Annotated in this window: 28 protein-coding genes; 14 read left to right on the top strand and 14 right to left on the bottom strand. The window is 56.3% G+C overall.

What is annotated here, in order from left to right:
- Nucleotides 1-41: 41 nt before the first annotated feature.
- From deoR to L466_RS06035, 3 genes are all read right to left on the bottom strand, one after another.
- Nucleotides 42-800, bottom strand: a complete 759-nt coding sequence (deoR, locus tag L466_RS06025) for a DNA-binding transcriptional repressor DeoR (protein WP_014169292.1) — start codon at nt 798-800, stop codon at nt 42-44.
- Nucleotides 801-867: 67 nt separating this feature from the next.
- Nucleotides 868-1,476 carry an undecaprenyl-diphosphate phosphatase gene (gene ybjG, locus L466_RS06030; protein ID WP_032681367.1) on the bottom strand — a complete coding sequence of 203 codons (609 nt, stop codon included), beginning with the start codon at nt 1,474-1,476 and terminating at the stop codon, nt 868-870.
- 7 nt (nt 1,477-1,483) lie between these two features.
- Nucleotides 1,484-2,212 carry a phosphatase PAP2 family protein gene (locus tag L466_RS06035; protein ID WP_014169294.1) on the bottom strand — a complete coding sequence of 243 codons (729 nt, stop codon included), beginning with the start codon at nt 2,210-2,212 and terminating at the stop codon, nt 1,484-1,486.
- A 168-nt stretch (nt 2,213-2,380) separates the two neighbouring features.
- Here L466_RS06035 and L466_RS06040 point away from each other — a divergent pair, with 168 nt between their 5' ends.
- Nucleotides 2,381-3,613: an MFS transporter gene (locus L466_RS06040; protein ID WP_014169295.1), complete on the top strand. Its 1,233-nt coding sequence runs from the start codon at nt 2,381-2,383 to the stop codon at nt 3,611-3,613.
- Between the two features lie 40 nt (nt 3,614-3,653).
- On the opposite strand, the gene L466_RS06045 is transcribed toward L466_RS06040, so the two are convergent.
- A complete protein-coding gene (locus L466_RS06045; protein WP_032681366.1) occupies nt 3,654-4,466 on the bottom strand; it encodes a Cof-type HAD-IIB family hydrolase in 813 nt (270 codons plus the stop codon).
- The gene (locus tag L466_RS06050; protein WP_032677755.1) at nt 4,456-5,670 is read right to left on the bottom strand and encodes an MFS transporter; all 1,215 of its coding nucleotides are present in this window, start codon (nt 5,668-5,670) and stop codon (nt 4,456-4,458) included. Before L466_RS06050 ends, L466_RS06045 begins: the two co-directional genes overlap by 11 nt.
- Nucleotides 5,671-5,752: 82 nt before the next feature.
- Here L466_RS06050 and L466_RS06055 point away from each other — a divergent pair, with 82 nt between their 5' ends.
- Nucleotides 5,753-6,304 (top strand): TetR/AcrR family transcriptional regulator, encoded by a 552-nt coding sequence (locus L466_RS06055; RefSeq protein WP_020884879.1) that lies wholly within the window; start codon nt 5,753-5,755, stop codon nt 6,302-6,304.
- Here the strand turns inward: L466_RS06055 and L466_RS06060 are convergent.
- From L466_RS06060 to L466_RS06080, 5 genes are all read right to left on the bottom strand, one after another.
- On the bottom strand, nt 6,301-7,077 hold the full coding sequence (locus L466_RS06060) for an SDR family NAD(P)-dependent oxidoreductase (RefSeq protein WP_032681365.1): 777 nt from the start codon (nt 7,075-7,077) through the stop codon (nt 6,301-6,303). The genes L466_RS06055 and L466_RS06060 overlap by 4 nt on opposite strands.
- Before the next feature lie 117 nt (nt 7,078-7,194).
- Complete coding sequence (gene arsC, locus L466_RS06065) at nt 7,195-7,626, bottom strand: glutaredoxin-dependent arsenate reductase (RefSeq protein ID WP_032681363.1); 432 nt, start codon at nt 7,624-7,626, stop codon at nt 7,195-7,197.
- A 12-nt stretch (nt 7,627-7,638) separates the two neighbouring features.
- On the bottom strand, nt 7,639-8,928 hold the full coding sequence (locus L466_RS06070; RefSeq protein ID WP_032681362.1) for an arsenic transporter: 1,290 nt from the start codon (nt 8,926-8,928) through the stop codon (nt 7,639-7,641).
- A 36-nt stretch (nt 8,929-8,964) separates the two neighbouring features.
- Nucleotides 8,965-9,285 (bottom strand): metalloregulator ArsR/SmtB family transcription factor, encoded by a 321-nt coding sequence (locus tag L466_RS06075; protein WP_032681361.1) that lies wholly within the window; start codon nt 9,283-9,285, stop codon nt 8,965-8,967.
- Between the two features lie 250 nt (nt 9,286-9,535).
- On the bottom strand, nt 9,536-11,221 hold the full coding sequence (locus L466_RS06080; RefSeq protein ID WP_014169303.1) for an aspartate:alanine antiporter: 1,686 nt from the start codon (nt 11,219-11,221) through the stop codon (nt 9,536-9,538).
- Nucleotides 11,222-11,494: 273 nt separating this feature from the next.
- Here L466_RS06080 and L466_RS06085 point away from each other — a divergent pair, with 273 nt between their 5' ends.
- Nucleotides 11,495-11,869 (top strand): inner membrane protein YbjM, encoded by a 375-nt coding sequence (locus tag L466_RS06085; RefSeq protein WP_020884874.1) that lies wholly within the window; start codon nt 11,495-11,497, stop codon nt 11,867-11,869.
- A 30-nt stretch (nt 11,870-11,899) separates the two neighbouring features.
- Here L466_RS06085 and L466_RS06090 read toward each other — a convergent pair whose 3' ends face one another.
- Nucleotides 11,900-12,169, bottom strand: a complete 270-nt coding sequence (locus tag L466_RS06090) for a GrxA family glutaredoxin (RefSeq protein WP_014169305.1) — start codon at nt 12,167-12,169, stop codon at nt 11,900-11,902.
- Between the two features lie 182 nt (nt 12,170-12,351).
- On the opposite strand from L466_RS06090, the gene nfsA reads away from it, so the two are divergent.
- From nfsA to L466_RS06145, 11 genes are all read left to right on the top strand, one after another.
- A complete protein-coding gene (gene nfsA / locus L466_RS06095) occupies nt 12,352-13,074 on the top strand; it encodes a nitroreductase NfsA (RefSeq protein ID WP_025204598.1) in 723 nt (240 codons plus the stop codon).
- A gap of 69 nt (nt 13,075-13,143) precedes the next feature.
- Nucleotides 13,144-14,046 (top strand): 30S ribosomal protein S6--L-glutamate ligase, encoded by a 903-nt coding sequence (rimK, locus tag L466_RS06100; protein ID WP_020884872.1) that lies wholly within the window; start codon nt 13,144-13,146, stop codon nt 14,044-14,046.
- Between the two features lie 63 nt (nt 14,047-14,109).
- Nucleotides 14,110-14,586: a YbjN domain-containing protein gene (locus L466_RS06105; protein ID WP_020884871.1), complete on the top strand. Its 477-nt coding sequence runs from the start codon at nt 14,110-14,112 to the stop codon at nt 14,584-14,586.
- 351 nt (nt 14,587-14,937) lie between these two features.
- A complete protein-coding gene (gene potF / locus L466_RS06110; protein ID WP_014169310.1) occupies nt 14,938-16,050 on the top strand; it encodes a spermidine/putrescine ABC transporter substrate-binding protein PotF in 1,113 nt (370 codons plus the stop codon).
- A 143-nt stretch (nt 16,051-16,193) separates the two neighbouring features.
- Nucleotides 16,194-17,327, top strand: coding sequence for a putrescine ABC transporter ATP-binding subunit PotG (gene potG / locus L466_RS06115; RefSeq protein WP_050594882.1), 1,134 nt, complete (start codon nt 16,194-16,196; stop codon nt 17,325-17,327).
- A 10-nt stretch (nt 17,328-17,337) separates the two neighbouring features.
- The gene (gene potH, locus L466_RS06120; protein WP_014169313.1) at nt 17,338-18,291 is read left to right on the top strand and encodes a putrescine ABC transporter permease PotH; all 954 of its coding nucleotides are present in this window, start codon (nt 17,338-17,340) and stop codon (nt 18,289-18,291) included.
- On the top strand, nt 18,288-19,133 hold the full coding sequence (potI, locus tag L466_RS06125; protein ID WP_020884869.1) for a putrescine ABC transporter permease PotI: 846 nt from the start codon (nt 18,288-18,290) through the stop codon (nt 19,131-19,133). The genes potH and potI overlap by 4 nt, the downstream gene beginning before the upstream one ends.
- 65 nt (nt 19,134-19,198) lie before the next feature.
- Nucleotides 19,199-19,672, top strand: a complete 474-nt coding sequence (locus L466_RS06130) for a YbjO family protein (protein ID WP_032681360.1) — start codon at nt 19,199-19,201, stop codon at nt 19,670-19,672.
- A gap of 40 nt (nt 19,673-19,712) precedes the next feature.
- Complete coding sequence (rlmC, locus tag L466_RS06135) at nt 19,713-20,840, top strand: 23S rRNA (uracil(747)-C(5))-methyltransferase RlmC (RefSeq protein ID WP_032681359.1); 1,128 nt, start codon at nt 19,713-19,715, stop codon at nt 20,838-20,840.
- 71 nt (nt 20,841-20,911) lie between these two features.
- Nucleotides 20,912-21,616: a response regulator transcription factor gene (locus L466_RS06140; RefSeq protein WP_014169317.1), complete on the top strand. Its 705-nt coding sequence runs from the start codon at nt 20,912-20,914 to the stop codon at nt 21,614-21,616.
- Nucleotides 21,603-23,069, top strand: a complete 1,467-nt coding sequence (locus L466_RS06145) for a sensor histidine kinase (protein WP_032681358.1) — start codon at nt 21,603-21,605, stop codon at nt 23,067-23,069. The genes L466_RS06140 and L466_RS06145 overlap by 14 nt, the downstream gene beginning before the upstream one ends.
- Nucleotides 23,070-23,131: 62 nt before the next feature.
- On the opposite strand, the gene artJ is transcribed toward L466_RS06145, so the two are convergent.
- The 3 genes from artJ to artQ all read right to left on the bottom strand — a co-directional run bounded on the left by artJ (nt 23,132) and on the right by artQ (nt 25,425).
- The gene (artJ, locus tag L466_RS06150; protein WP_020884865.1) at nt 23,132-23,863 is read right to left on the bottom strand and encodes an arginine ABC transporter substrate-binding protein ArtJ; all 732 of its coding nucleotides are present in this window, start codon (nt 23,861-23,863) and stop codon (nt 23,132-23,134) included.
- Nucleotides 23,864-24,040: 177 nt separating this feature from the next.
- On the bottom strand, nt 24,041-24,709 hold the full coding sequence (gene artM, locus L466_RS06155; protein ID WP_014169321.1) for an arginine ABC transporter permease ArtM: 669 nt from the start codon (nt 24,707-24,709) through the stop codon (nt 24,041-24,043).
- Nucleotides 24,709-25,425, bottom strand: a complete 717-nt coding sequence (gene artQ / locus L466_RS06160; protein WP_032681357.1) for an arginine ABC transporter permease ArtQ — start codon at nt 25,423-25,425, stop codon at nt 24,709-24,711. Before artQ ends, artM begins: the two co-directional genes overlap by 1 nt.
- Between the last annotated feature and the right edge of the window lies 1 nt (nt 25,426).

Here is a 25,426-nt window from a genome sequence, read left to right as displayed (position 1 = left end):
CGGGTGGCATCGCGCCACCCGGCATGACCTCTGCACCTGACTCAGTACATCAACTTCACCTGCTGCGCTTTCGCGTAGGCCACGGTCTCTTCATCCGGACGGCAATCGCTGACGATGGCGTCAAAGCGCGATAACTCACCCATTCTTGCCGGACGAACCTTGCCAAACTTGCTGTGATCGACCACCAGCACATGGTACTGCGCGGCGCTTAATGCCCAGTGCTTGACCGGCAACTCTTCCAGGTTAAAGCAGGTTGCTCCCTGACGGACAGTGACCCCCGCTGCGGAATAAAACGCGATATCCGGACATACGTTGCTGAGCGTATCCTGCAGATTCAGCGGCTTAAAGATGGCGTTGCTGGCGTGAAACTCACCGCCACAGAGGATCACCCGGCACTCGGGTTTCTCCTGCAGTGCCAGAAAGGTATTCAGCGAGTAACACACCGCCGTAAACGGGATGCTGCTGTCGATCGCTTCGATTATCCACGGCGTGGTGGTGCCGCAGTCAAAAAACAGCGTCTGATGCGGCTGCACCAGCGAGGCCGCAAGCCGGGCGGCTTTGCGTTTCTCTTCCACCAGGCGCGTCTTTTGGTCGCTGATTAGATAATGGCTGGCGCTGCGCGGCTCAAGCACAATGTATCCGCCCAGCAGCACAACAGGCGCGCTCTCGCTGTTCAGATCCCGGCGAATGGTCATCTCAGAGACCCCGAGGAGACTGGCGGCTTCCTTAAGATGAAGCTTATCACTGCGCTTCAGCGCCTGTATCAGCTGAGCAATGCGGTCATCGCGACGTGTTTCCATAGTTCCTCGGGATAAAAAAGTGAACCCCCGCAGGGCGGGGGTTCAAGTGTAACCTGTCAGACTGGGGTTAGTCACGTATCCAGCCTTTGCGGATCGGGATAGCAAAAAGGGTGCGATACAGATAAGACAGGCCGCGGTAGAGCGCTTCACCGAAGAGATTCCACAGGATCGCTGCGCTGACGCAGCCGATGAGACCGACCAGCAACCCCCCCACCATATCCATCGGCCAGTGGACGCCGAGATAAACGCGAGACCAGGCGATAGCCCCGGCCACCACCATCAGCACCGCACCCGACCACAGACGATGCCAGAACAGGAAGGCCAGCGCGAAAGTAAAGATAACCGTCCCGTGATCGCTTGGGAACGAGTCATCCGGGGCATGGTGCAGGAAGGTATACCCCGCGTGGTCGACGAAGGGGCGGTCGTGCGGGAACGTCAAGCCCAGAATGTAGCTGACCAGCACGCTAATCCCGAGGGCCATCGCCATCTTAATTACCAGCTGACGCTGCGCCTTCACCTGGCTTCTCGGCCCCCACAGCCAGAGGATCGCCGCCAGCACCGGCACGATACTGATCAGATCTTTTGCCAGGAAGGTGGCGAAATCAATCATCCACTCTGGCGAGGCCGGAGTGGCGTTGATGAGATAAAACAGCTGGTAATTCAAATTCTCTAACATAGCGTTGTCACTCTTTAGCAAACCAGGTGGAGACCAGACCGTAGACCACCAACTGGGAAAACCAGACCCACCACCCAGCCCACAGGTTGTGAGAGAAAAAATGCGCCCCGCGCATGACCTGGCCGTAACCCATCGCCAGACCTAAAACGACGCCCAGTACGACGAAGCACCAGGCAAGACGCGGACGCTCGCGCCAGAAGGCAAAGAACAGTCCCATCACCATAAAGCCGCTGGAGGCATGACCGCCGGGGAAACAGCGCCCCGGACCGCTGTCAGCGGGAGCGGCACTGAACAGCGGATAAGAAACGGCCTTACCGCCATACTCCACCAGATCCCACGGGCAGCTGTGATGGCTTATGCTTTTCAGTACGCCAACCACCAGCGCGCCAAGCCCCATCAGCAGCGCGGCCGTGACCAGTCTCGCATTGCGCCTGAACGCGCCATAAATGAGCGCAACAGCACCTGCGGCGATGGCGATGTACTTCGCCAGTCGATGGTTCAGCAGGTCCAGCAGGTGGTCTTGCTGCAGTGGAAAACGGTGAGCAGCCGCGTCATACCATAAACCGGTGATCCATCTGTCGAGCGTTTCATCGCGGGATAGCCAGGTAAACAGCACGGCAAGGGCTATCAGTATTAAAAGCTGATAACCATAAAAGCGGGGTGGTAGACGGTAAAGTCGTTTTGTCTTATTTGTCTGTAAGTTAGACAATTCTGAACGGCTGGAAGTGGGTGCCATAATCCGGAGTCGTTGACGAGAAATGGGGCTATCATAAATCTGTCAACTTAAGGAAACCTTAAACAAAGACGATATGTGCTTTATTTCTGTTTCTTCTGGATAAATCACTATCTCGGGCCAGGGCATTTCATTACACTCGTCGCGATTTTGTCACGATAAAGAGATTGCATGTTAAACCGTTCTTCTTCTGGTTCACGTCTGGGTCGTCAGGCGTTGCTTTTCCCCTTGTGTCTGGTGCTCTACGAATTCTCTACTTACATCGGCAACGATATGATCCAGCCCGGCATGCTGGCCGTTGTTGAACAGTACAACGCAGGGATCGAATGGGTACCGACCTCCATGACCGCCTATCTGGCTGGCGGCATGTTTTTGCAGTGGCTGTTAGGGCCGCTGTCGGATCGTATTGGCCGTCGTCCGGTGATGCTGACGGGCGTGGTGTGGTTTATCGTGACCTGCCTCGCCACGCTGCTGGCGCAAAATATTGAGCAATTTACCCTGCTGCGCTTCCTGCAGGGGGTGAGCCTCTGCTTTATCGGTGCTGTCGGGTATGCCGCCATCCAGGAGTCGTTTGAGGAAGCGGTGTGTATCAAGATTACCGCGCTGATGGCGAACGTGGCGCTGATCGCGCCCCTGCTGGGGCCGCTGGTGGGCGCTGCCTGGGTACACGTTGCGCCGTGGGAAGGGATGTTCGTGCTGTTTGCCGTGCTGGCCGCCGTCGCTTTCTTTGGCCTGCACCGCGCGATGCCGGAAACCGCTACCCGTCTGGGTGAGAAACTGTCGCTAAAAGAGCTGGGCCGGGATTACAAAGAAGTGCTGAAGAACGGCCGCTTTGTGGCGGGCGCGCTGGCGACGGGGTTTGTTAGCCTGCCTCTGCTGGCGTGGATTGCCCAGTCGCCGGTCATTATCATCAGCGGCGAGCAGCTCAGCAGCTATGAGTATGGCCTGCTGCAGGTGCCGATTTTTGGCGCGCTGATTATCGGTAACCTGGTGCTGGCGCGTCTCACATCCCGCCGTACGGTGCGTGCCTTGATCATTATGGGCGGCTGGCCCATTGCTGCCGGGCTGGTTCTGGCGGCGGTCGCGACAGTGGTGTCGTCCCATGCGTATCTGTGGATGACCGCAGGATTAAGCGTTTACGCGTTCGGTATCGGTGTGGCGAATGCCGGACTGGTGCGCCTGACGCTGTTTGCCAGCGAGATGAGCAAAGGTACGGTGTCAGCGGCGATGGGCATGTTGCAAATGCTGATTTTCACCGTCGGTATCGAGGTGAGCAAACACGCCTACGCATTTGGCGGCAACGGTCTGTTCAGCCTGTTTAATCTGGCTAACGGCGTGCTGTGGGTTGGGCTTATCGTGGTGTTCCTGAAGGATAAACGCGTCGGGAATGCTTTACAGCCGTAAGCTGTTTTCCCTCTCCCGGCGGGAGAGGGCCATGGTGGCGTTAATAAAACGGCGCTTCGCCGTTCAACACCTTATCAATTACATCCAGCACGCCTTCGTCGTTATTGTGCGGGGCTTCAAAGCGCGCCACCGCCTTAATATGCGGCCTGGCGTTTGCCATCGCAAAGCTGAACCCTGACTGGCGCAACATTTCTACGTCGTTCCCGCTATCGCCAAAAGCCACCACTTCGCTGTCATTAATGCCCCAGCGCTTTTGCAGTATTCGCAGACCGTTGGCTTTATGCACCCCGGGGATGATGAGGTCGATACTGCCGTGGCCGGTCGTGACGGGCACCATAATATCGTTCAGCTTTTCGTGCAGCATCGCCTGAATACGCGGGATGTCGTCGTCAGAGACGTTAAGCCCGAATTTGAAGAAAATATCGTTCAGGTTGCCGAAATCACTCACCATTTCGAGACGGTGGTAGTACTTTGCCGCGATATCCTTAAAGCCGTCGTCATAGTGCTTCAGCGTATAGGCGCTGCTTTTTCCGCAGGCGATAATCTCAATGCCCGGCACATCGTTTAACACGGCGGCAACGGTGTCGAAGTGCGTCTTCGACAGTTCACCGTTAAAGACATCTTCCCCGGCGCTGACCACCCAGCCGCCATTTTCCGCGACAAACGCAATTTCATGGGCAATCTCCGGGAAAAAGGAAATCAGCTGGTAGTACTGGTTGCCGCTGGCAACCGCAAAGCGAATGCCTTGCGCTTTCATTCGTGCATATTGCGCCAGAAAACGCGGGCGGTTATAGGTTTTGGCATCGCTCAGAAACGTGCCGTCCATGTCGACGGCGATCAGTTTAACGCTCATATCCCTTCTCCAGTGTCGTTTGTTCCGTTTCCGGCTTCGCGACCGCGCGCGCTACCAGCGCTGCGATGATCACTAACCCTAACACCACCAGCATGGCGCTGCGCAGCCCGTAGTGCTCACCGAGGAAGCCGAGCAACGGTGGCCCCACCAGGAAGGCGAGGTAGCCCGTGGTGGCCACCACGCTGACGCGGGTCGGTGCATCCGGGCCAGTATCGCTGGCGGCTGAAATGGTGAGCGGGAAGCCAAGCGATGCCCCCAGACCCCAGAGGATCACCGACACGCCGGCAATCCAGTCCACGTCCACAAAGATGATCATCGCAATCCCCAGCCCGCCCAGCAGGGCGCTGGCACGCACCACCGCCACGCGGCTGTAGCGGTCAATAAACCAGCCACCGGTAAAGCGCCCAACGGTCATCCCGAGGGTGAAACCGGCGTAGATCAGGGAACCGGAGGTTGGACTAAAACCGTGGCCGTCAACCATCAGCAGCGGCAGCCAGTCGTTAGCGGACCCTTCCGCAAAGGCCATCGCCAGCACCACCACGCCGATCAGCATCAGCTGAATGTCGCGGTAAAACGGCAGCCCTTTTTCCGCGGTGGCGTGTTCGTCAGAGGTGTTCTTGCCGGTGCCGTCAGGGATCGCCCGGATACCGGTCAGAATGGGGATAATACATACCAGTGCGGCCAGCAGAATATGCAGGTTCGCGGCGACGCCCGAGGCCGTCAGCGCCATCCCCACACCCGCACCGGCCAGCGTGCCAAGGCTGTAAAAGCCATGCATCATCGGCAGTACGGTTTTATTCATCTCACGTTCAACCGATGCCCCTTCAACGTTAATGGCCACTTCAGCGGCACCGAAGCTGCCGCCAAACACCGTCAGCCCAAGGGCAAACAGCACCGGCGAGGCAAGCCACAGCGCCACGCTCAGCACCAGCATCCCGAACACGGCACAGCACATGGTGGTGCGGATGACCGCCCGTGTACCGAAGCGTTTGACAAGCCACGCGGAGCACAGAATACCGCTCATGGAGCCTATCGACAGGCCAAACAGCACGATGCCCATCTCGGCCGTTGAGACGGATAAAATATCGCGAATGGCCGGGGTTCGCGTGGCCCATGAGGCCATCAGCAGACCGGGAATAAAGAAGAACATAAACAGCGCCCACATGCGCAGTTGCAGAGTTCTACGGGGGGAGGTCAGAGTCATTGAAGTCAGCACCGGAAGTACAACAATAGCGACAACACTAGCAAGTTTGTGTACATTTGTACACAAACCACGTGGGGAATTTATGAGCAGAGCACCGAACGATCCTCAACGCCGGGAGAAGATCCTGCAGGCGACCCTGGACACCATTGCAGAGCACGGTATTCATGCCGTGACGCACCGGAAAATCGCCACCTGCGCGGGCGTGCCGCTGGGGTCGATGACCTACTATTTTGACGGTATGGAGTCGCTGCTGGAAGAGGCCTTTACGTGGTTTACCCGGCAGATGTCGCAGCAGTATCGGGATTTCTTCGCCGGCGTGACCGGGCCAGAAATGGCGTGCGAATCCATCACCACGCTGATCCACAGTTCGCAGGTCACGACGCCGCAGAATATGGCGCTGATGTACCAGCTCTATGCTTTTATGCACCGCAGTGCGGCGCTCAAAACGGTAATGCAGGACTGGATGAAGATGAGCCAGACCACGCTTGAGCAGTGGTTCGACCCGGTGACCACCCGCGCGCTGGATGCCTTTATCGAAGGGATGACGCTGCATTTTGTGACCGACAGAGCCCCGCTCACCCGGGAGGAGATCCGGGCGATGGTCGGCAGGATTGCGGGCGAGAGCGGACGTTAGATTGTGGTCGCGCCAGCCGTCATGTTTACCGTTGTGCCCGTGATGGCACCGGCTGCATCTGACGCCAGAAACGCGATGGTGTCTGCCACTTGCTCCAGCGTCGGCAGGCGATTCAGCATCGTGCTCTGTGCCGCGTCCTCCAGAAACTGCTCCACGGTGATGCCCATCGCCTGCGCCTTGATGGCGAACAGGTCACCCACACCGGAACCGGCCTGAACCGCGTCGGCTATCGCATGCGAACGCACGCACAGGACACGAATATTCTTTGCCCCCAGCTCCGCCGCGAGCGCACGGGTTAACGCTTCCGTTCCCGCACAGCCGATGATATGCCCGAGATGTCCCGGCATCGCCATATTTGCAGCCGGAGCAACGACGGTGATAAGCGTTCCGGCACGCTCACCGCCCATACGGGGTGCGACAGCTTTGGCGATGTTGAAATAGGCGGCCAGAAAAGGGTCGAACCCCTGTCTGAATTCACTGAGCGTTAATGCGTCGAGGCGTTTACCCTGGTCATGCATAAAGCCCGTGGCATTCACGACGATATCAATGCCGGCAACGTCCGGGAGCGTCGCATCGGCATCGAGAGCATCGAAAACAAACAGCCGGGCTGACCCGCCAACGGCGTGAATGCGGTTAGCGACGTGCTCCAGCCTGGCCTGATCGCGTGCCGCGAGGTAGACCGTTGCCCCTTCACGGGCGAGCGCGTACGCAGTGGCGCTGCCAATAGCGCCGCTGCCACCAAAGATAACGGCGGTTTTATTTTTGAGACTCATACCTGCATCCCCTCACCAGACCGGTCCATCAAATTATGGGTCGGGTGACGACGGATGCAACTCCGCCACGGGGCAGGGGATGTGGCTGACAAGACTTACGGCATCACTATCAGCGGATTAGCTGCCGGAGATTTTTTTTCCGCTGGCGTCCACCACCGCTTCGCCATCTTCTTTCGTAAACGCCCCTTTCTGTGCATCAGGCAGGATATCGAGTACGACTTCGGAAGGGCGGCACAGGCGAGTGCCCAGCGGCGTCACCACGATCGGACGGTTAATCAGGATCGGATGCTGCAGCATAGAATCGATAAGCTGGTCGTCGGTAAACTGGTCCCCGGCGAGGCCCAGCTGTTCATAAGGTTCGACATTTTTGCGCAGCAAATCCCGCACGGAAATCCCCATCTCAGCAATCAGTCTGGTCAGTTCATCACGAGACGGTGGGTTCTCGAGGTACAGAATAATTTCGGGTTCAGTGCCGCTGTTGCGGATCATCTCCAGCGTGTTGCGTGAGGTGCCGCAGGCTGGATTGTGGTAAATGGTGATATGGCTCATATCCGTTACTCATTACAGTGTGAAGGAGAGACGTAACGCCAGCGCGGCGAGCGTCACAAACAGAACCGGCAACGTCATGATGATGCCTGTCCGGAAATAATAGCCCCAGGTGATCGTCATGTTTTTCTGCGCCAGGACATGGAGCCAGAGCAGGGTGGCCAGGCTGCCGATAGGCGTGATCTTCGGACCCAGGTCGCAGCCAATGACGTTGGCATAAATCATCGCGTCCTCAATCACACCCGATGCCGTGCTGCCATCGACAGACAGTGCCCCAATCAGGACGGTCGGCATATTGTTCATTATGGATGACAGGAACGCCGTGATGAACCCGGTACCGAGCGTGGTGGCCCACAGGCCATGCCCGGCGAGGAGATTGAGAACCCCTGACAGATACTCCGTCAGCCCGGCATTGCGCAGGCCATACACCACCAGGTACATCCCCAGCGAGAAGATAACGATCTGCCACGGTGCGCCACGAAGCACTTTTCCCGTATTAATGGCATGCCCGCGCTTTGCAACCGCAAACAAAATCAACGCGCCTGCTGTCGCGATAGCACTGACCGGAATGCCGAGCGGTTCAAGTACAAAGAACCCGACAAGGAGCAGTAACAGAACAATCCAGCCCGTTCTGAAGGTTGGAAGATCGTTAATCGCGCGGGAAGGCTCGCGGAGTTTTGACAGGTCGTATGTCGGCGGAATGTCCTTTCGAAAGAACAGGTGCAGCATCACCAGCGTGGCCGCAATCGCGGCCAGATCCACGGGGATCATCACCGAGGCGTATTCGCTGAACCCCAGCGAGAAGAAGTCTGCCGATACGATATTGACCAGGTTCGAAACGATCAGCGGCAGGCTGGCAGTGTCGGCGATAAATCCAGCCGCCATGACAAACGTCAGCGTGGCCTGCTTGCTGAACCCGAGGGCGAGCAGCATGGCGATAACGATGGGCGTGAGGATAAGCGCCGCGCCGTCGTTGGCAAAAAGCGCCGCAACGGCCGCACCCAGCAGAACGATATACGTAAACAGTAACCGGCCCTTGCCATTACCCCAGCGGGCCACGTGCAGCGCCGCCCACTCGAAAAATCCGGACTCATCAAGCAGCAGGCTGATGATGATGACGGCGATAAACGTGGCCGTCGCGTTCCAGACAATATTCCACACCACCGGAATATCGTTAATGTGGATCACGCCGCTGGCCAGCGCCAGTACAGCGCCCATCGTGGCGCTCCAGCCGATACTTAACCCTCTGGGCTGCCAGATGACCAGCACCAGTGTAAACAGAAAAATTGCCCCAGCCAGAAACATCGTGAACTCCGTTATATCTGTTTTTATGAATGTGTTTTAACACGCGCCCGGAAGGCGGTTTTTCAGCTTTGTGCGGGTCTCTTCCCGCAAGCAATTCCAGCTGTTCTCAATCACGGTGGCAGCCCATGCCGGCATAGTGGGGGACAAACGGTAATAAACCCATTTCCCCTCCCGGCGATCGCTCACCAGCCCAGATTCACGCAGCAGTGCCATATGGCGCGATACCTTGGGCTGTGATTCAGCCGTGGCGGAACAGAGATCGCAGACGCACAGTTCCCCGGCTTCGCGCAGAAGCATGACGATGGACAGGCGGGTCTCGTCGGAGAGGGCTTTGAAAAGTTGGACCGGATGTAGCATCGGCTTTCCTGCGGTTGGTTATATATATGGTTAATCATATATGTTTGGGTGGGGAGAGAGAAGGCGGAATGTTGAAGAGGGGAATTTCAGGCAACAAAAAACCCATCAACCTTGAACCAAAACGGCGGGGTTGATGGGCTCCACAAATTGGGGACATCAAAGAAAAGCAGTGGCAATAGTTATGACTGCCCCCTGATAAAAAAGTTCTGCGCGTAACGAAAATTTTTTCGTCGTGCGCAGAACTTAAGAGTTATCCGAGTCCAGGCCAGATGATGATGATCAGCGTACCCGCCAACGTAAGCAGTACGTTAGCGATAGCGTAGGTGCCCGCATAGCCCAGCGCAGGAATATTGCTGCGTGCGGTATCACTGATAATTTCCATTGCCGGGGCGCAGGTACGGGCCCCCATCATTGCCCCGAAGAGCAGGGCGCGGTTCATGCGAAGCACATAAGCACCGAACAGGAAGCAAATCACTACCGGTACCAGGCTGACGATAAGTCCGGAAACCAACATCTGCCAGCCAACAGCCCCCAGGCTGTGGCCAATGCCGCTACCGGCGCTTAAGCCGACGCCCGCCATAAAGACCATCAGACCAAACTCTTTCACCATATTGAGCGCACCCTGCGGAATGTAGCCGAAGGTCGGGTGGTTCGCTCGCAGGAAGCCCAGCATGATGCCGGCGAACAGCAGCCCGGCAGCGTTACCGATGCCAAAGCTAAAGTTGCTGAACTGGAAGGTGATCATCCCGATCATCAGGCCAACGATAAAGAAGGCGCAGAAGGCCAGCAGGTCGGTGACCTGGCTGTGAATAGAGATAAAGCCGATGCGGTCTGCAACGGTTTTAACGCGTCGCGCATCGCCGCTGACCTGCAGAACGTCGCCTTTGTTCAGCACGACGTTGTCGTCAATTGGCATCTCAATCTGGCTGCGGATCACGCGGTTGAGGAAGCAACCATGATCGGTCAGCTTCAGCTGCGCCAGACGACGGCCGACGGCGTTATGGTTTTTCACCACAATCTCTTCGGTGACGATACGCATATCGAGCAGATCGCGGTCAAACACCTCTTTACCGTTGCGGAAGCTCGGGTCGAGGCGGGCGTGGGCATCCGGGTAACCAACCAGGGCAATGTCATCGCCCATCTGCAGCACGGCGTCGCCGTCCGGGTTTGCCAGAATGCCGTTACGGCGAATACGTTCGATATAGCAGCCTGTCTGGCGGTAAATCCCCAGCTCGCGGAGGTTTTTCCCGTCCGCCCATGCAACCAGCTCGGGCCCAACGCGGTAGGCGCGAATCACGGGCAGATAGACTTTACGCTTGCTGTCGGTGTCCAGACCGCGTTCGCGGGCAATTTGCTGAGCGCTGGTCTGCAAATCCTGGTGCTGCAGTTTTGGCAGGTAGCGGGCGCCCACAATCAGGCTCACCAGACCAATCAGATAGGTCAGGGCATAGCCCAGGCTCAGGTGGTCGAGTGCGGTAGAGAGTTGCGCACCGGCCATGCCGGAGTGGCGCAGGGTATCGCCTGCACCCACCAGCACCGGCGTGGAGGTCATCGAGCCGGCGAGCATACCGGCCGTCAGCCCGATATCCCAGCCAAACAGTTTACCCAGCCCTAAGGCGATCAGCAGCGCGCTGCCGACCATGACCAGCGCCAGCATCAGATAATTTTTGCCGTCGCGGAAGAAAATTGAAAAAAAGTTGGGCCCGGCTTCCACACCAACACAAAAAATAAACAGCATAAAGCCTAAGTTGAGCGCGTCCGTGTTAATGCTGAAATGCTGCTGGCCTAATAATAGTGAGACGACTAAAACGCCAATGGAATTACCAAGTTGAACCGAACCAAGGCGCAATTTACCCAGGCAAAGGCCCAGCGCCAGTACCACAAATAATAACAGGATGTAATTCCCATTTAACAAGTCTGCGACGTTTATATTCACGGAGGCTAACTTCTTGTTTACCAGTAAGTTGTTGAATGAAAGGGCTTTTTGGGCTACTGTTTTCTGGGTCAGGGAAAGGCTTTAACGCTCCCTGTTTCCAGCTTTATTCCCTAAAACATTAGCTGGCGGTTAGTTTAATCGTATTAGCTACTGACAGCCACCTATTATCGCTTCACCCTGTGTGTACTTTGGCAAGGATTGCCGCATTGCTTTATCTGACTGGGCGTCTACCCGACGAAAGTGTATTTGATAGAGATAAGTCAGGAGGATAGTTTGAACATTAAACGAAACTGGGCGGGGGTGATCAGCTGCTTTTTGCTGTTCATTGTCGTTTGCATGTCCCTCGCTTTTAATGTGAAGGGGGCGTTCAGGGCGTCGGGTCATCCCGAGCTGGGGTTGCTCTTTTTCACCCTGCCAGGGGCTGCTGCCAGTTTTCTCTCCCGCCGGGGGGAAGTGGTGAAACCGTTACTGGGCGCAATACTTGCAGCGCCGCTGTGTCTGCTGCTGATGCGGTCACTGTATATTTCAACGCGAAGTTTCTGGCAGGAGCTGGCGTGGTTGCTGAGTGGCGTCTTCTGGTGCGCACTGGGGGCGCTATGCTTTTTGTTTGTCCACAGCATGTTGGCCCGGCGCAGACAGCACAAATAAAAACGCCCTCAGGGTGAGGGCGTCTTAGCATTACTGAGCGGCAAACAGGCCCAGATGCTCTTTAGCGTATGCTTCAAAGTCTGTGCAACCGCCGATGTGTTTCTGATCGAGGAAAATCTGCGGTACGGTTTCAACCGGTTTACCCACGGTTTTTTCCAGATCGGCTTTGCTGATCCCTTCCGCGTGGATATCAACATAACGGAAGTTAAAATCATCACGCTCTTCGGTCAGTTTCTCAGCCAGCTCTTTCGCGCGCACACAGTAAGGGCACCCTGGACGACCAAAAATTACTGCAAACATTTCTCTCTCCTCGAAAACAAGCCTGACGGCGAATGGGTCTATAGTGCCCGATAACCTGCCGTCATTAAAGAAGGTTTCGCCTGTCGTTATAATACCTCTCAGCTATGTTTCGCCAATTACATCGCGCGCATCATTGCCTATACTGGCTGCGATATGATTCACGCAAGACAAAGAGAGACAAGATGACGCCAACCATAGACCTGCTACGTTCCCATCGTTCAATTCGCCACTTCACCGACGAGCCGATAACGCCGGCGCAGCGTGAAGCCATTATTGACAGTGCAAGGGCGACATCCAGCTCCAGCTTCCTGCAGTGCAGCTCCATTATTCGTATTACCGACCCGGCAATGCGTGAACAACTGGTGACCCTCACCGGTGGACAAAAGCATGTGGCACAGGCAGCCGAGTTCTGGGTGTTCTGCGCCGATTTTAACCGCCACCTGCAGATCTGCCCGCAAGCCGAGCTTGGCCTTGCCGAACAGCTGCTGCTGGGTGTGGTGGACACTGCGCTGATGGCGCAAAACGCCTTCACGGCGGCGGAATCGCTGGGGCTGGGCGGCGTGTACATCGGTGGGCTGCGTAACAATATCGAAAGCGTTACCGAACTGCTGAAGCTGCCAAAACATGTTCTGCCCCTGTTTGGCCTGTGCCTTGGCTGGCCTGCGGATAACCCGGACCTCAAGCCGCGCCTGCCTGCGGCGATGCTGGTGCATGAAAACCACTACCAGCCTGTCGATCAGGATGTGCTGGCGCAATACGATGAAGAGCTGGCGCACTACTACATGACGCGCGACAGCAATAACCGTCGCGATACCTGGAGTGACCACATTCGTCGCACCATCATTAAAGAGAATCGCCCGTTTATTCTCGACTATCTGCACAAACAGGGCTGGGCGACACGATAGCCCATTCATCCTGCGCCTGCCTGCGTGTATGATACGCAGGCTTTTTCCATGTCTTTAGAGAGGTGCAGGGTGAAAATTGCCATTTTGTCCCGGGATGGAACGCTCTATTCATGTAAACGCCTGCGAGAAGCGGCGGCAAAACGGGGGCATCAGGTTGAGATCCTCGATCCGATGTCCTGCTATATGAACATTGATCCTGCTGCCTCATCGATTCATTACAAAGGCCGCAAGCTCCCGCATTTTGATGCGGTTATCCCCCGCATCGGCTCCCAGATAACCTATTACGGCACGGCCGCGTTGCGCCAGTTTGAGATGCTGGGCAGTTATCCGCTCAATGAATCCGTTGCGATATCTCGGGCCCGCGATAAGCTCCGTTCGCTGCAATTGCTTGCCCGGCAGGGAATCGATCTTCCGGTTACCGGCATTGCGCATTCACCGGACGACACCAGCGATTTAATCGATATGGTGGGTGGCGCGCCGTTAGTGATCAAGCTGGTGGAAGGCACTCAGGGCATTGGTGTGGTGCTGGCCGAAACGCGGCAGGCGGCGGAAAGCGTGATTGACGCCTTTCGTGGGCTGAATGCCCATATTCTGGTGCAGGAGTACATTGAAGAAGCCAAAGGGCGCGACATTCGCTGTTTTGTTGTCGGTAACGAGGTGGTCGCGGCCATCGAACGTCAGGCAAAAGAGGGCGACTTCCGCTCTAATCTGCACCGTGGCGGCGTGGCGAGAGTCGCGGATATCAGCGATCGCGAGCGTGAGATTGCCGTGAAGGCGGCGCAAACGCTGGGGCTGGATGTGGCGGGTGTTGATTTACTGCGGGCGACGCGCGGGCCGTTGGTGATGGAGGTGAATGCCTCACCGGGACTGGAAGGGGTGGAAAAAACCACCGGGGTCGATATTGCGGGTAAAATGATCTCATGGGTCGAGCGCCACGCAACGCCGGGCTACTGTCTGAAAACGGGCGGTTAAATGGATTACAGCGCACTTTTTGCGTACTCTATGCGAAGTTTTTATTAAAGAGGCTGCACAGCGATGGATTTACAGGTCGTTCCAACACTGGATACGTTACGTCAATGGCTCGATGATGCCGGTATCACTTTCTTTGAATGTGATTCCTGCCAGGCGCTGCATTTGCCTCATATGCAAAATTTCGATGGTATTTTCGATGCCAAAATCGATCTCATTAACGACGTGATCCTCTTCTCTGCGCTGGCCGAAGTGAAACCGTCTGCGCTGCTGGCCCTGGCCTCTGACCTGTCGGCCATCAACGCCAGTTCTTTGACGGTGAAAGCATTTCTCGATATACAGGATGATAATCTGCCAAAACTGGTCGTTTGCCAGTCTTTATTCTCCGGTGCCGGCCTCTCATTCAAGCAGTTCTCCTGGTTTATGCGCTTGAGTGAAGAGCAAATTTCGATGGTAATGATGGAAGCGAATGCGCACCATCTGCTGTATAGCACGGAAGATGATGCAGAGAATAATGATGCATCTCCCAATTTTCTTCACTAAGCCTGTCTGACTTTTGCGCAGTCGCTGCCATAGCGGCTGCATAACGCCATTTTTTCTGCTGCTTTTAACCTTTCTTTAAAGAATTTTTCACCTCCCCAAACGCCATTTCGACTTATCACGTAGACATAACCTGCATAAAAAATTGATAAAAGGCGTTTTTTCGTCTGGGCTATAGCCGGAGACACGGGCTACAGTTATTCTTGCGATGCTTAAAAAAGCGAGCGGATCCTGCCGGGTAAAGAGGTTTCTTTTTATTTCGTGCAGAGCGACAAACTATGCATGATTATTGCATATCTTCAGATTGCACAGTTTTAGTTCGTTTGTTAACGAGCTTTCAGAAGGAATAACGATATGATCGCCTTGAATAAAAAATGGTTATCGGGTCTGGTTGCGGGTGCTCTGATGGCCGTCTCTGCCGGCACGCTCGCTGCGGAACAAAAAACGCTGCACGTTTATAACTGGTCTGACTATATCGCGCCGGATACCGTCGCTAATTTCGAAAAAGAGACCGGCATTAAAGTGGTCTATGACGTTTTCGATTCCAACGAAGTGCTGGAAGGGAAACTGATGGCGGGCAGTACCGGTTTTGACCTGGTGGTACCCTCCGCAAGTTTCCTTGAGCGTCAGCTGACGGCAGGTGTTTTCCAGCCGCTCGATAAGAGCAAATTACCGAACTGGAAAAACCTCGATCCGGAAGTGCTTAAGCTGGTCGCCAAGCATGACCCAGACAACAAATACGCGATGCCGTATCTGTGGGCGACCACCGGTATTGGCTATAACGTCGATAAAGTCAAAGCGGTGCTGGGTAAAGATGTCAAACTCGACAGCTGGGACGTGGTGCTGAAGCCGGAAAACCTTGAGAAGCTGAAAAGCTGCGGCGTCTCTTTCCTGGATGCGCCAGAAGAGATTTTCGCCACCGTACTGAACTACCTGGGCAAAGATCCTAACAGCAGCAAGGCCGATGATTACACCGGCCCGGCAACCGATCTGCTGCTGAAGCTGCGTCCGAACATTCGTTACTTCCACTCCTCGCAGTACATCAACGACCTGGCAAACGGCGACATCTGCGTGGCGATTGGCTGGGCAGGGGACGTATGGCAGGCGGCTAACCGCGCCAAAGAAGCCAAAAACGGCGTGAATGTTTCCTACTTCATTCCGAAAGAGGGCGCGCTGGCGTTCTTCGACGTCTTCGCCATGCCGGCTGACGCGAAAAACAAAGACGAAGCTTACCAGTTCCTTAACTACCTGATGCGTCCGGAAGTCATCGCGCATATCAGCGATCACGTCTACTACGCTAACGGCAATAAGGCCTCTGTGCCGCTGGTCAGCGAAGAGATCCGCAATAATCCGGCTATCTATCCGCCGGCGGATGTGTTTGCCAAGCTGTTCACCCTGAAAGTTCAGGATCCAAAAATTGACCGCGTACGTACCCGTGCGTGGACCAAAGTGAAAAGCGGTAAATAACGGCGTCCGGTACGGTTGCCCGGTGGCGAAAACGCTCACCGGGCCTGCTAAACCCGTCGGTCGGGCTGGCGTGAGCGCCGCCCGACGATGCGCACCCTGATGGTGCGTTTGCACCAGTTTTGATTTCTGCCGGAGAGCACCCCGTGAATGACGCGATCCCCCGCCCGCAGGCGAAAGTCCGTAAAGCGCTGACCCCGCTTCTTGAAATTCGTAACCTCACCAAATCTTTCGATGGTCAGCATGCCGTGGACGACGTCAGCCTGACTATCTACAAAGGTGAAATTTTTGCCCTCCTGGGCGCATCTGGCTGCGGTAAATCGACCCTGCTGCGTATGCTGGCCGGTTTTGAACAGCCTACCGCCGGGCAAATCATGCTGGATGGTGTCGATCTCTCCCGCGTGCCGCCGTATCAGCGCCCGATAAACATGATGTTCCAGTCTTACGCGCTCTTCCCCCATATGACGGTGGAGCAGAATATCGCCTTTGGTCTTAAGCAGGACAAACTGCCGAAAGCCGAAATCACCGCCCGCGTGGCAGAGATGCTCAGCCTGGTGCACATGCAGGAGTTCGCGAAGCGTAAACCGCATCAGCTCTCTGGTGGCCAGCGTCAGCGCGTGGCGCTGGCCAGAAGCCTGGCGAAACGGCCAAAGCTGCTGCTGCTCGATGAACCGATGGGTGCCCTGGATAAAAAACTTCGTGACCGTATGCAGCTGGAAGTGGTGGATATCCTTGAGCGCGTGGGGGTGACCTGCGTGATGGTTACCCACGACCAGGAAGAGGCGATGACCATGGCCGGGCGTATTGCGATCATGAACCGCGGTAAGTTCGTACAGATTGGCGAGCCGGAAGAGATTTATGAGCATCCGACCACCCGCTACAGCGCGGAGTTCATCGGGTCGGTCAACGTCTTCGAAGGGCTGCTGAAATCGCGCGAGGAAGACGGTCTGGTGATCGAGTCGCCGCGGCTGCAGCATCCGCTTAAGGTCGATCCGGATAGCTCGGTGGTGGATAACGTGCCGGTGTATGTCGCGCTCCGCCCGGAGAAGATCATGCTGTGCGAAGATCCACCGGCCGATGGCTTTAACTTCGCCGTCGGGGAAGTGGTGCACATTGCTTACCTGGGCGACCTCTCCATCTACCATGTGCGTCTGAAAAGCGGGCAGATGCTCAGCGCCCAGCTGCAGAACGAACATCGTTATCGCAAGGGACAGCCGACCTGGGGCGACGAAGTGCGCCTGTGCTGGGATGCGGACAGTTGTGTAGTGCTGACGGTATAAGGAGCGGACAATGAGTACCTTAGAACCTCCAGCCCGCGTTGAAAAACCGGGTGGCTTTGCGCACTGGCTGGCGCGTATGCAGATGAACCACGGACGCAAGCTGGTGATTGCCATGCCTTACGTGTGGCTGATCCTGCTGTTCCTGCTGCCGTTCCTGATTGTTTTTAAGATAAGCCTGGCGGAAATGGCGCGGGCGATCCCGCCCTATACCAACCTGCTGGACTGGGCTGACGGACAGCTGACGCTGACCCTTAACCTCGGCAATTTCCTGCAGTTGACGGAAGATCCGCTCTATTTCGAAGCATATCTGCAGTCGTTGCAGGTGGCGGCGATCTCGACGATCTGCTGTTTGCTGCTGGGTTACCCGCTGGCATGGGCCGTGGCGCACAGTAAATCGTCGACTCGCAACATTCTGCTGTTGCTGGTGATCCTGCCGTCATGGACCTCGTTCCTGATCCGCGTCTACGCGTGGATGGGGATCCTGAAAAACAACGGCGTGCTGAATAACTTCCTGATGTGGCTTGGGGTTATCGATCAGCCCCTGACAATCCTGCATACCAATCTCGCGGTCTATATCGGGATTGTTTACGCCTATCTGCCGTTTATGGTGCTGCCAATTTATACGGCGCTGACGCGTATCGATTATTCGCTGGTGGAAGCATCGCTTGACCTTGGTGCCCGTCCGCTTAAAACCTTCTTCAGCGTTATCGTTCCGTTGACCCGGGGCGGCATTATTGCCGGGTCGATGCTGGTCTTTATCCCGGCGGTAGGGGAGTTTGTTATCCCGGAACTGCTCGGTGGCCCGGACAGCATCATGATTGGGCGTGTGCTGTGGCAGGAGTTCTTTAATAACCGCGACTGGCCTGTGGCGTCTGCGGTGGCGATCGTGATGTTGCTCCTGCTGATCGTACCGATCATGTGGTTCCACAAACATCAGCAGAAACAGATGGGAGACCACGGATGAACAACTTACCGGTAGTGCGCTCCCCGTGGCGAATTGCCATCCTGGTGATTGGCTTTACTTTCCTGTATGCACCCATGTTGATGCTGGTGATCTACTCGTTCAACAGCTCCAAACTGGTAACGGTATGGGCCGGCTGGTCGACGCGCTGGTACGGCGAATTGTTCCATGATGACGCGATGATGAGCGCGGTGGGGCTGAGCCTGACCATCGCCGCGCTGGCGGCCACGATGGCCTCCGTGCTGGGGACCATTGCCGCGCTGGTCATGGTGCGCTTCGGGCGTTTTCGGGGGTCGAACGGCTTTGCCTTTATGATCACCGCGCCGCTGGTTATGCCAGACGTTATCACCGGTCTGGCGCTGCTGCTGCTGTTCGTCGCCCTGGCGCATGCCATTGGCTGGCCGGCAGATCGCGGCATGCTCACCATCTGGCTGGCACACGTCACCTTCTGTACCGCGTACGTGGCGGTGGTTATCTCTTCGCGTTTGCGCGAGCTGGACCGCTCCATTGAAGAGGCGGCGATGGATCTCGGTGCGACGCCGCTGAAGGTCTTCTTCATTATCACGCTGCCGATGATTATGCCGGCGGTGATCTCCGGCTGGCTGCTGGCGTTTACGCTGTCGCTCGACGATCTGGTTATCGCCAGCTTTGTCTCAGGACCGGGCGCGACGACGCTGCCTATGCTGGTCTTCTCCAGCGTACGCATGGGGGTCAATCCGGAGATTAACGCCCTGGCCTCGATTATCCTCGGGGTGGTCGGAATTGTCGGATTTATCGCCTGGTATTTGATGGCGCGCGCGGAAAAACAACGTGTGCGTGATATCCAGCGTGCAAGACGCGGCTGAAGGATTTAAAATTTCCAGTGATGTGCCGCGCATGACGCGGCACTGTTTTTCAGGGAAGTAAAACATTGGGATTATTAAAAAAATCACGTCTTACGCACGCTCGTCCAAACGTTCCTGCACTGGTGCAGGTGGCGGCGCTCGCTATTATTATGATCCGCTGTCTTGATGTGCTGATGATCCTTAACACCCTGGGTGTGCGCGGTATGGCTGAATTCATTCACCGCAGCGTACAGACGTGGAACCTGACGCTGGTCTTTTTGAGCAGCCTGGTACTGGTGTTTATCGAGATTTACTGCGCATTTTCGCTGGTCAGAGGACGCAACTGGGCACGCTGGGTCTATTTGCTGACGCAAATTACGGCGGCGAGCTATCTGTGGGCCGCCTCGCTGGGGTATGGCTATCCGGAACTGTTCAGCATTGCGGGTGGATCAAAACGCGAGATTTTGCACTCGCTGTTTCTGCAAAAACTCCCGGATATGCTGGTGCTGTTCTTCCTGTTCGTGCCTGCTTCCAGTCGGCGGTTCTTCCAGCTGCAATAATGTGTATAATCGCAGCCCTCGTGATTCTTAAGGTTTTGATATGCAGTGCGCACTCTATGACGCCGGTCGCTGCCGCTCCTGTCAGTGGATAGAACAGCCGGTTTCTCAGCAACTCACCGCCAAAATGGCCGACCTGCAACACCTGCTGGCAGACCATGCCGTGGGCGAATGGTGCGCACCCGTCAGCGGGCCGGAGCAGGGCTTTCGTAATAAAGCCAAAATGGTGGTGAGCGGCAGCGTTGAAAAACCGCTGCTGGGCATGTTGCATCGCGAGGGTACGCCTGAAGATTTAACCGACTGTCCGCTTTATCCTGCCTCGTTTGCGCCGGTCTTTGCTGCGCTCAAACCGTTTATTGCCCGTGCCGGGTTAACGCCCTATAACGTTGCCCGCAAGCGCGGCGAGCTGAAATACCTTCTTCTTACCGAAAGCCAGGTAGACGGCAGCATGATGCTGCGCTTTGTTCTGCGCTCAGAAGCCAAGGTGGAGCAGCTTCGCGCGGCGTTGCCATGGCTTCAGCAACAGCTTCCGCAGTTAACCGTTATCACCGCGAATATTCAGCCGGTGCATATGGCTATCATGGAAGGGGAGCGGGAGATCTTCTTCACCGAACAGCATGCGCTGGCAGAAACGTTCAACGATGTACCGCTGTGGATCCGTCCGCAAAGCTTCTTCCAGACCAACCCGACCGTCGCGAGTGCGCTTTATGCCACCGCCCGTGACTGGGTGCGGGCGTTAAATATCCATCATATGTGGGATCTGTTCTGCGGGGTGGGCGGCTTCGGTCTGCACTGCGCCACGCCAGACATGCAGCTTACCGGGATTGAGATCTCCGCCGAAGCGATTGCCTGTGCCAGACAGTCTGCCGCAGAGCTTGGGTTGACCCGGCTGCACTTCCAGGCGCTGGACTCCACGCAGTTCGCGACGGGGCAGGTCAATGTGCCTGAACTGGTGCTGGTGAACCCGCCGCGCCGGGGCATCGGGAAAGCGCTGTGCGACTATCTGAGCCAGATGGCACCGGACTACATCGTCTACTCCAGCTGCAACGCGCAGACGATGGCAAAAGATATCGCGACGCTGCCGGGCTACCGCATTGAACGCGTCCAGCTGTTCGATATGTTCCCGCATACCGCGCATTATGAAGTCCTGACGCTACTCGTTAAATCTTAAACAAAATGTGAACTCTGTCCGCCTGCGAAATCAGGTAAGCTTATCTCATCAGAATTGAAGAAGGCTTACCCATGAAGCAGATCCTGCTGGTGGAAGATGACCACGATATCGCGGCGCTTCTGCGCCTCAACTTAGAAGATGAAGGCTACGCCATCACCCACGAGCCCGACGGGGGCAATGCCTTACAGCGCCTCGAGAAGCAGCCGTGGGACGCGGTGATCCTCGATTTAATGCTCCCCAACGTCGACGGTCTGGAGATTTGCCGTCGCATCCGCCAGATGACCCGCTATCTGCCGGTGATCATCATCAGCGCCCGCAGCAGCGAAACCGACCGCATTACCGGGCTGGAAACCGGGGCGGACGATTATCTGGCCAAGCCGTTTTCGGTACAGGAGCTGATCGCGCGTATCAAGGCGCTGTTCCGGCGCCAGCAGGCGATGGGGCAGGCGCAAAGTGCCGGGAATATTCAGGCTCACGGCCTGACGCTCGACCCGCTGGCGCGCAGCGTGCTTTTGCACGGCCAGGTGGTGGATCTCACCCCGCGCGAGTTTGAACTGCTGTACTTTTTTGCCCGTCATCCCGGTGAAGTTTTCTCGCGTCTGGCGCTGCTGGAACAGGTCTGGGGCTATCAGCACGAAGGTTACGAACACACCGTCAACACCCACATTAACCGCCTGCGCATCAAGATTGAGAAGGACGCCGCCGAGCCGGAGATCATTCGCACCGTCTGGGGCAAAGGCTACAAATTTGCGGAGCCAAACGATGCGCCGCTTTAGCCTGAGCCAGCGCCTGACGCTGTTGTTTATTCTGCTGCTGACGCTCTGTGCGACCATCGCCTGCGCGGTGCAACTTTACAGCACCACGCAGTACGGTAATGCGATGGTGCAGCGGCTGTCAGGTGGCCTGGCGCAGCAGATTGTCCAGCGGGAACCGATTCTGGATGCGCAGGGCAGGGTTGACCGCCACGCGCTGAAACCGCTCTTTGACCGGCTGATGACCTTCAATCCGAGCGTCGAGCTGTACGTTGTCTCGCCTGATGGCGAACTGCTGGCTGACGCCGCGCCACCGGGGCATATCCAGCGGCAAAAAATCGACCTCGGGCCGGTGCAGACTTTCCTCAGTGATGCCGCACGGCCGGTACTGGGCGATGACCCGCGAAGCCAGAACAAAAAGGTTTTCAGCGCAACGCCGTTGCGTCAGGACGGAGAGCTGAAAGGCTATCTGTACATTATTCTGCAGGGCGAAGAGTCAAACGCGCTGGCGGAGATGGCCTGGCATCAGGCGCTCTGGAGCACCGTCCTGTGGTCATTGATGTGGGTCGCGCTGTTTGGTGTGCTGGCGGGGTTACTGGTCTGGTACTGGGTAACGCGTCCGGTCAAACGTCTTACGCAGGAAGTGGCCGGGCTGGAGCAGGACAGCATTAGCGCCATTAAGCAGCTGGCGGCGCAGCCTACAGAAACCACGGTAAAGGATGAAGTGGCCACGCTGCGCAATACGTTTATCGAGCTGGCCCGTAAAATCACCCTGCAGTGGGATCAGCTGGCCGACAGCGATCGTCAGCGCCGGGAGTTTATCGCCAATATTTCGCATGATTTACGCACGCCGCTCACCTCCTTGCTGGGCTATCTCGAAACGCTGTCGCTGAAATCCGCGACGCTGACGCCGCAGGAGCACCAGCAGTATCTCGCCACGGCGCTGCGCCAGGGTCAGAAAGTGCGTCATCTTTCGCAGCAGCTGTTTGAACTGGCGCGTCTTGAGCACGGCGGCATCAAACCGCAGCGCGAGCGTTTTGCCATGGGTGAGCTGATTTCAGATGTGGCGCAGAAATTTGAACTCACGGCCCGCACGCGGGAGGTGAACCTGCGCATTGATGTACCGGGCCCGTTGCCGCTGGTGAATGCCGATGTCTCGATGATTGAGCGGGTGGTGACTAACCTGCTGGATAACGCGATACGGCATACGCCGACCGGTGGAGAGGTCCGTCTGGCGGTCTGGCAGGAGAACGCGCAGCTACAGGTTGAGGTGGCTGATAATGGAACCGGCGTTGATGCTTCTCTTCGCAACGATCTGTTTGAGCGTCCTTCGGCGTTAAATCCGCAGGCATCACGGGAAAACCGTGGCGGGTTGGGGCTGTTGATTGTGAAACGCATGCTGGAACTGCACGGCGGGGGGATCAGGCTGATGGAGTCCACGAACGGGGCTCGCTTTCGCTTCTTTGTTCCACTGTGAAATTGCCGGGTTTGCCCGGCCTACAGACCACCCCCGTAGGCCAGGCTACCCGACAAAAGCTGTTATTGCGGGAACCACTGATCGCTGATTTTCTTGTACGTGCCGTCAGCTTTAATTGCTTTCAGCGCGCCATTCAGTTTTTCCAGCAGGGCTTTGTTATCCGGACGCACCGCAATGCCCAGGCCCGTACCGAAGTACTGTGGATCGGTCACTTTTTCGGTCGCGGTGCCCAGCTGTGGGTTGGTTTTCAGCCACTCGTTCACCACCGCAGTGTCACCGAAGACACCATCAATACGGCCATTTTTCAGGTCGATAATGGCATTCTGGTAGCTGTCATAGGCCACGGTTTTCACTTCAGGATGTTTGTCCTGCAGGTATTTCTGGTGCGTGGTGCCGTTTTCCATCCCAATGCGTTTGCCTTTCAGCTGGTCAAAGGATGTGTAAGCCCCTTTCTTCGCAATGACCACCGCCGAGTTGGCGTAGTACGGGTCGGTGAAGGTGACCTGCTTGCTACGCTCTGGGGTGATGTCCATCCCGGAGATCACCGCGTCGTATTTTTTGAATTTCAGCGACGGGATCAGGCTGTCAAACGCATGGTTAGTGAACGTGCAGTCGGCCTGCATCTGTTTGCACAGGGCTTTGGCGAGGTCGATATCAAAACCGACAATCTGGTTGCTGGCATCCAGCGACTCAAACGGCGGATAGGTGGCCGAAACGCCGAAGTTGATTTTATCTGCAGCTGATGCGCCAGCGGCGAAAGTGGCCAGTAAAGCGGCCAGAACTAACTTTTTCATTGTAATGCTCCCGTCTGTCAGTCTGTCTTATGCGCCGTGTCTGCGGCATGGAAATACAATGCCATTTAATGAATTTATATTCAATAAAAATGATTAAATATTATTTAACCCATAAAAAAAGACGGGCAGTCGTTAGACTTGCCCGTCTTCGTCAATAAAATTTATGCAAATCGGTGATTAATTACGGCGCTCAAACGCCAGCGCTTTACGCTCAATAAGGCGCATCATCAGCGTCAACAAACCGTTCACCACAAGATAGACCACGCCCGCGGCACCGAACACCATGACGTCGTAGGTGCGTCCGTAGAGCAGCTGCCCGTGGCCCATGACCTCCATCAGCGTGATGGTGTAGGCCAGAGACGTACTCTTGAAAACCAGCACCACTTCGTTGGAGTAGGAGGAGAGCGCACGTTTAAACGCGTACGGCAGCAAGATAGCCAGCGTGTCTTTCTTGCTCATGCCCAGCGCACCACAGGACTGCCATTGCCCTTCCGGGATGGCACGGATAGCCCCGTAGAACAGCTGCGTGGTATAGGCCGCACTGTTCAGCGAAAGGGCAATCAGGGCGCACAGCCATGGCTCAGAAAGCAGGTGCCAGATAACCGGATACTCCTGCAGCGACGGGAACTGACCCGGGCCGTAGTAAATCAGGAAGATCTGCACCAGCAGCGGTGTACCGGTGAACAAGGTTATGTAGGCTCGCACAATCCATACCAGCACCGGCGTTTTTAGCGTCAGGACGATGGTAAAGATCAACGCCAGGATCAGCGCCACGATGATCGATGCGACGGTCAGCGTCAGGCTGGTGTGCAGCCCTTTCATCAGCTCCGGAAAATATTCAAGCATCAGCCTGGTCTCCGTTCAAAGCGCGTCGCACGCAGATCAATGCGCTTGAGGATGTACTGACTCACCAGCGTGATCACCAGGTAGATAGCCGCTGCCACGATGTACCAGGTAAACGGCTCCTGGGTACGGGTCGCGATACTTTTGGTTTGCAGCATTAAATCGTTCACGCTGATCAGGCTTACCAGCGCGGTATCTTTCAGCAGCACCAGCCACTGGTTACCCAGCCCGGGCAGCGCATGACGCCACATCTGCGGCATCACCAGACGGAAGAAGATCGCCGATTTCGACAAGCCTAACGCCTGGCCAGACTCCCACTGTCCCTGCGGAACCGCTTTCAGCGCACCGCGCAGGGTTTGCGAAGCATACGCGGAATAGAGCAGAGAGAGGGCAATCACGCCGCACAGGAACGGGCTGACGTCAAAGTTCTCAATCTGCATCTGCACCGGGATCTGCACCACACCCAGATTGAAGGTGAAGCCGTCCGACAGCGTTAACAGCAGCTGCGAGGAGCCAAAATAGATAAACAGGACCACCAGAATTTCAGGCAGCCCACGCAGCACGGTGACCAGCGCTGAGCCGGCCCATGCGACAGGGAACCATTTTGCTGATTCCCATACCGCAAAGATCATCGCCAGCACAAGGCCGATAATCAGTGCGCAAACGGCAAGGCCGACGGTCATCCCGGCGGCGCTTGCTAAAGGAAAAATTTCATTCATC

The organism is Enterobacter sp. BIDMC 30 (assembly GCF_000534355.1).
GTDB classification, from domain to species: domain Bacteria; phylum Pseudomonadota; class Gammaproteobacteria; order Enterobacterales; family Enterobacteriaceae; genus Enterobacter; species Enterobacter ludwigii.
The sequence above is the reverse complement of the archived record's forward strand: the minus strand, read 5'-3'. Positions and strand labels throughout refer to the sequence as shown.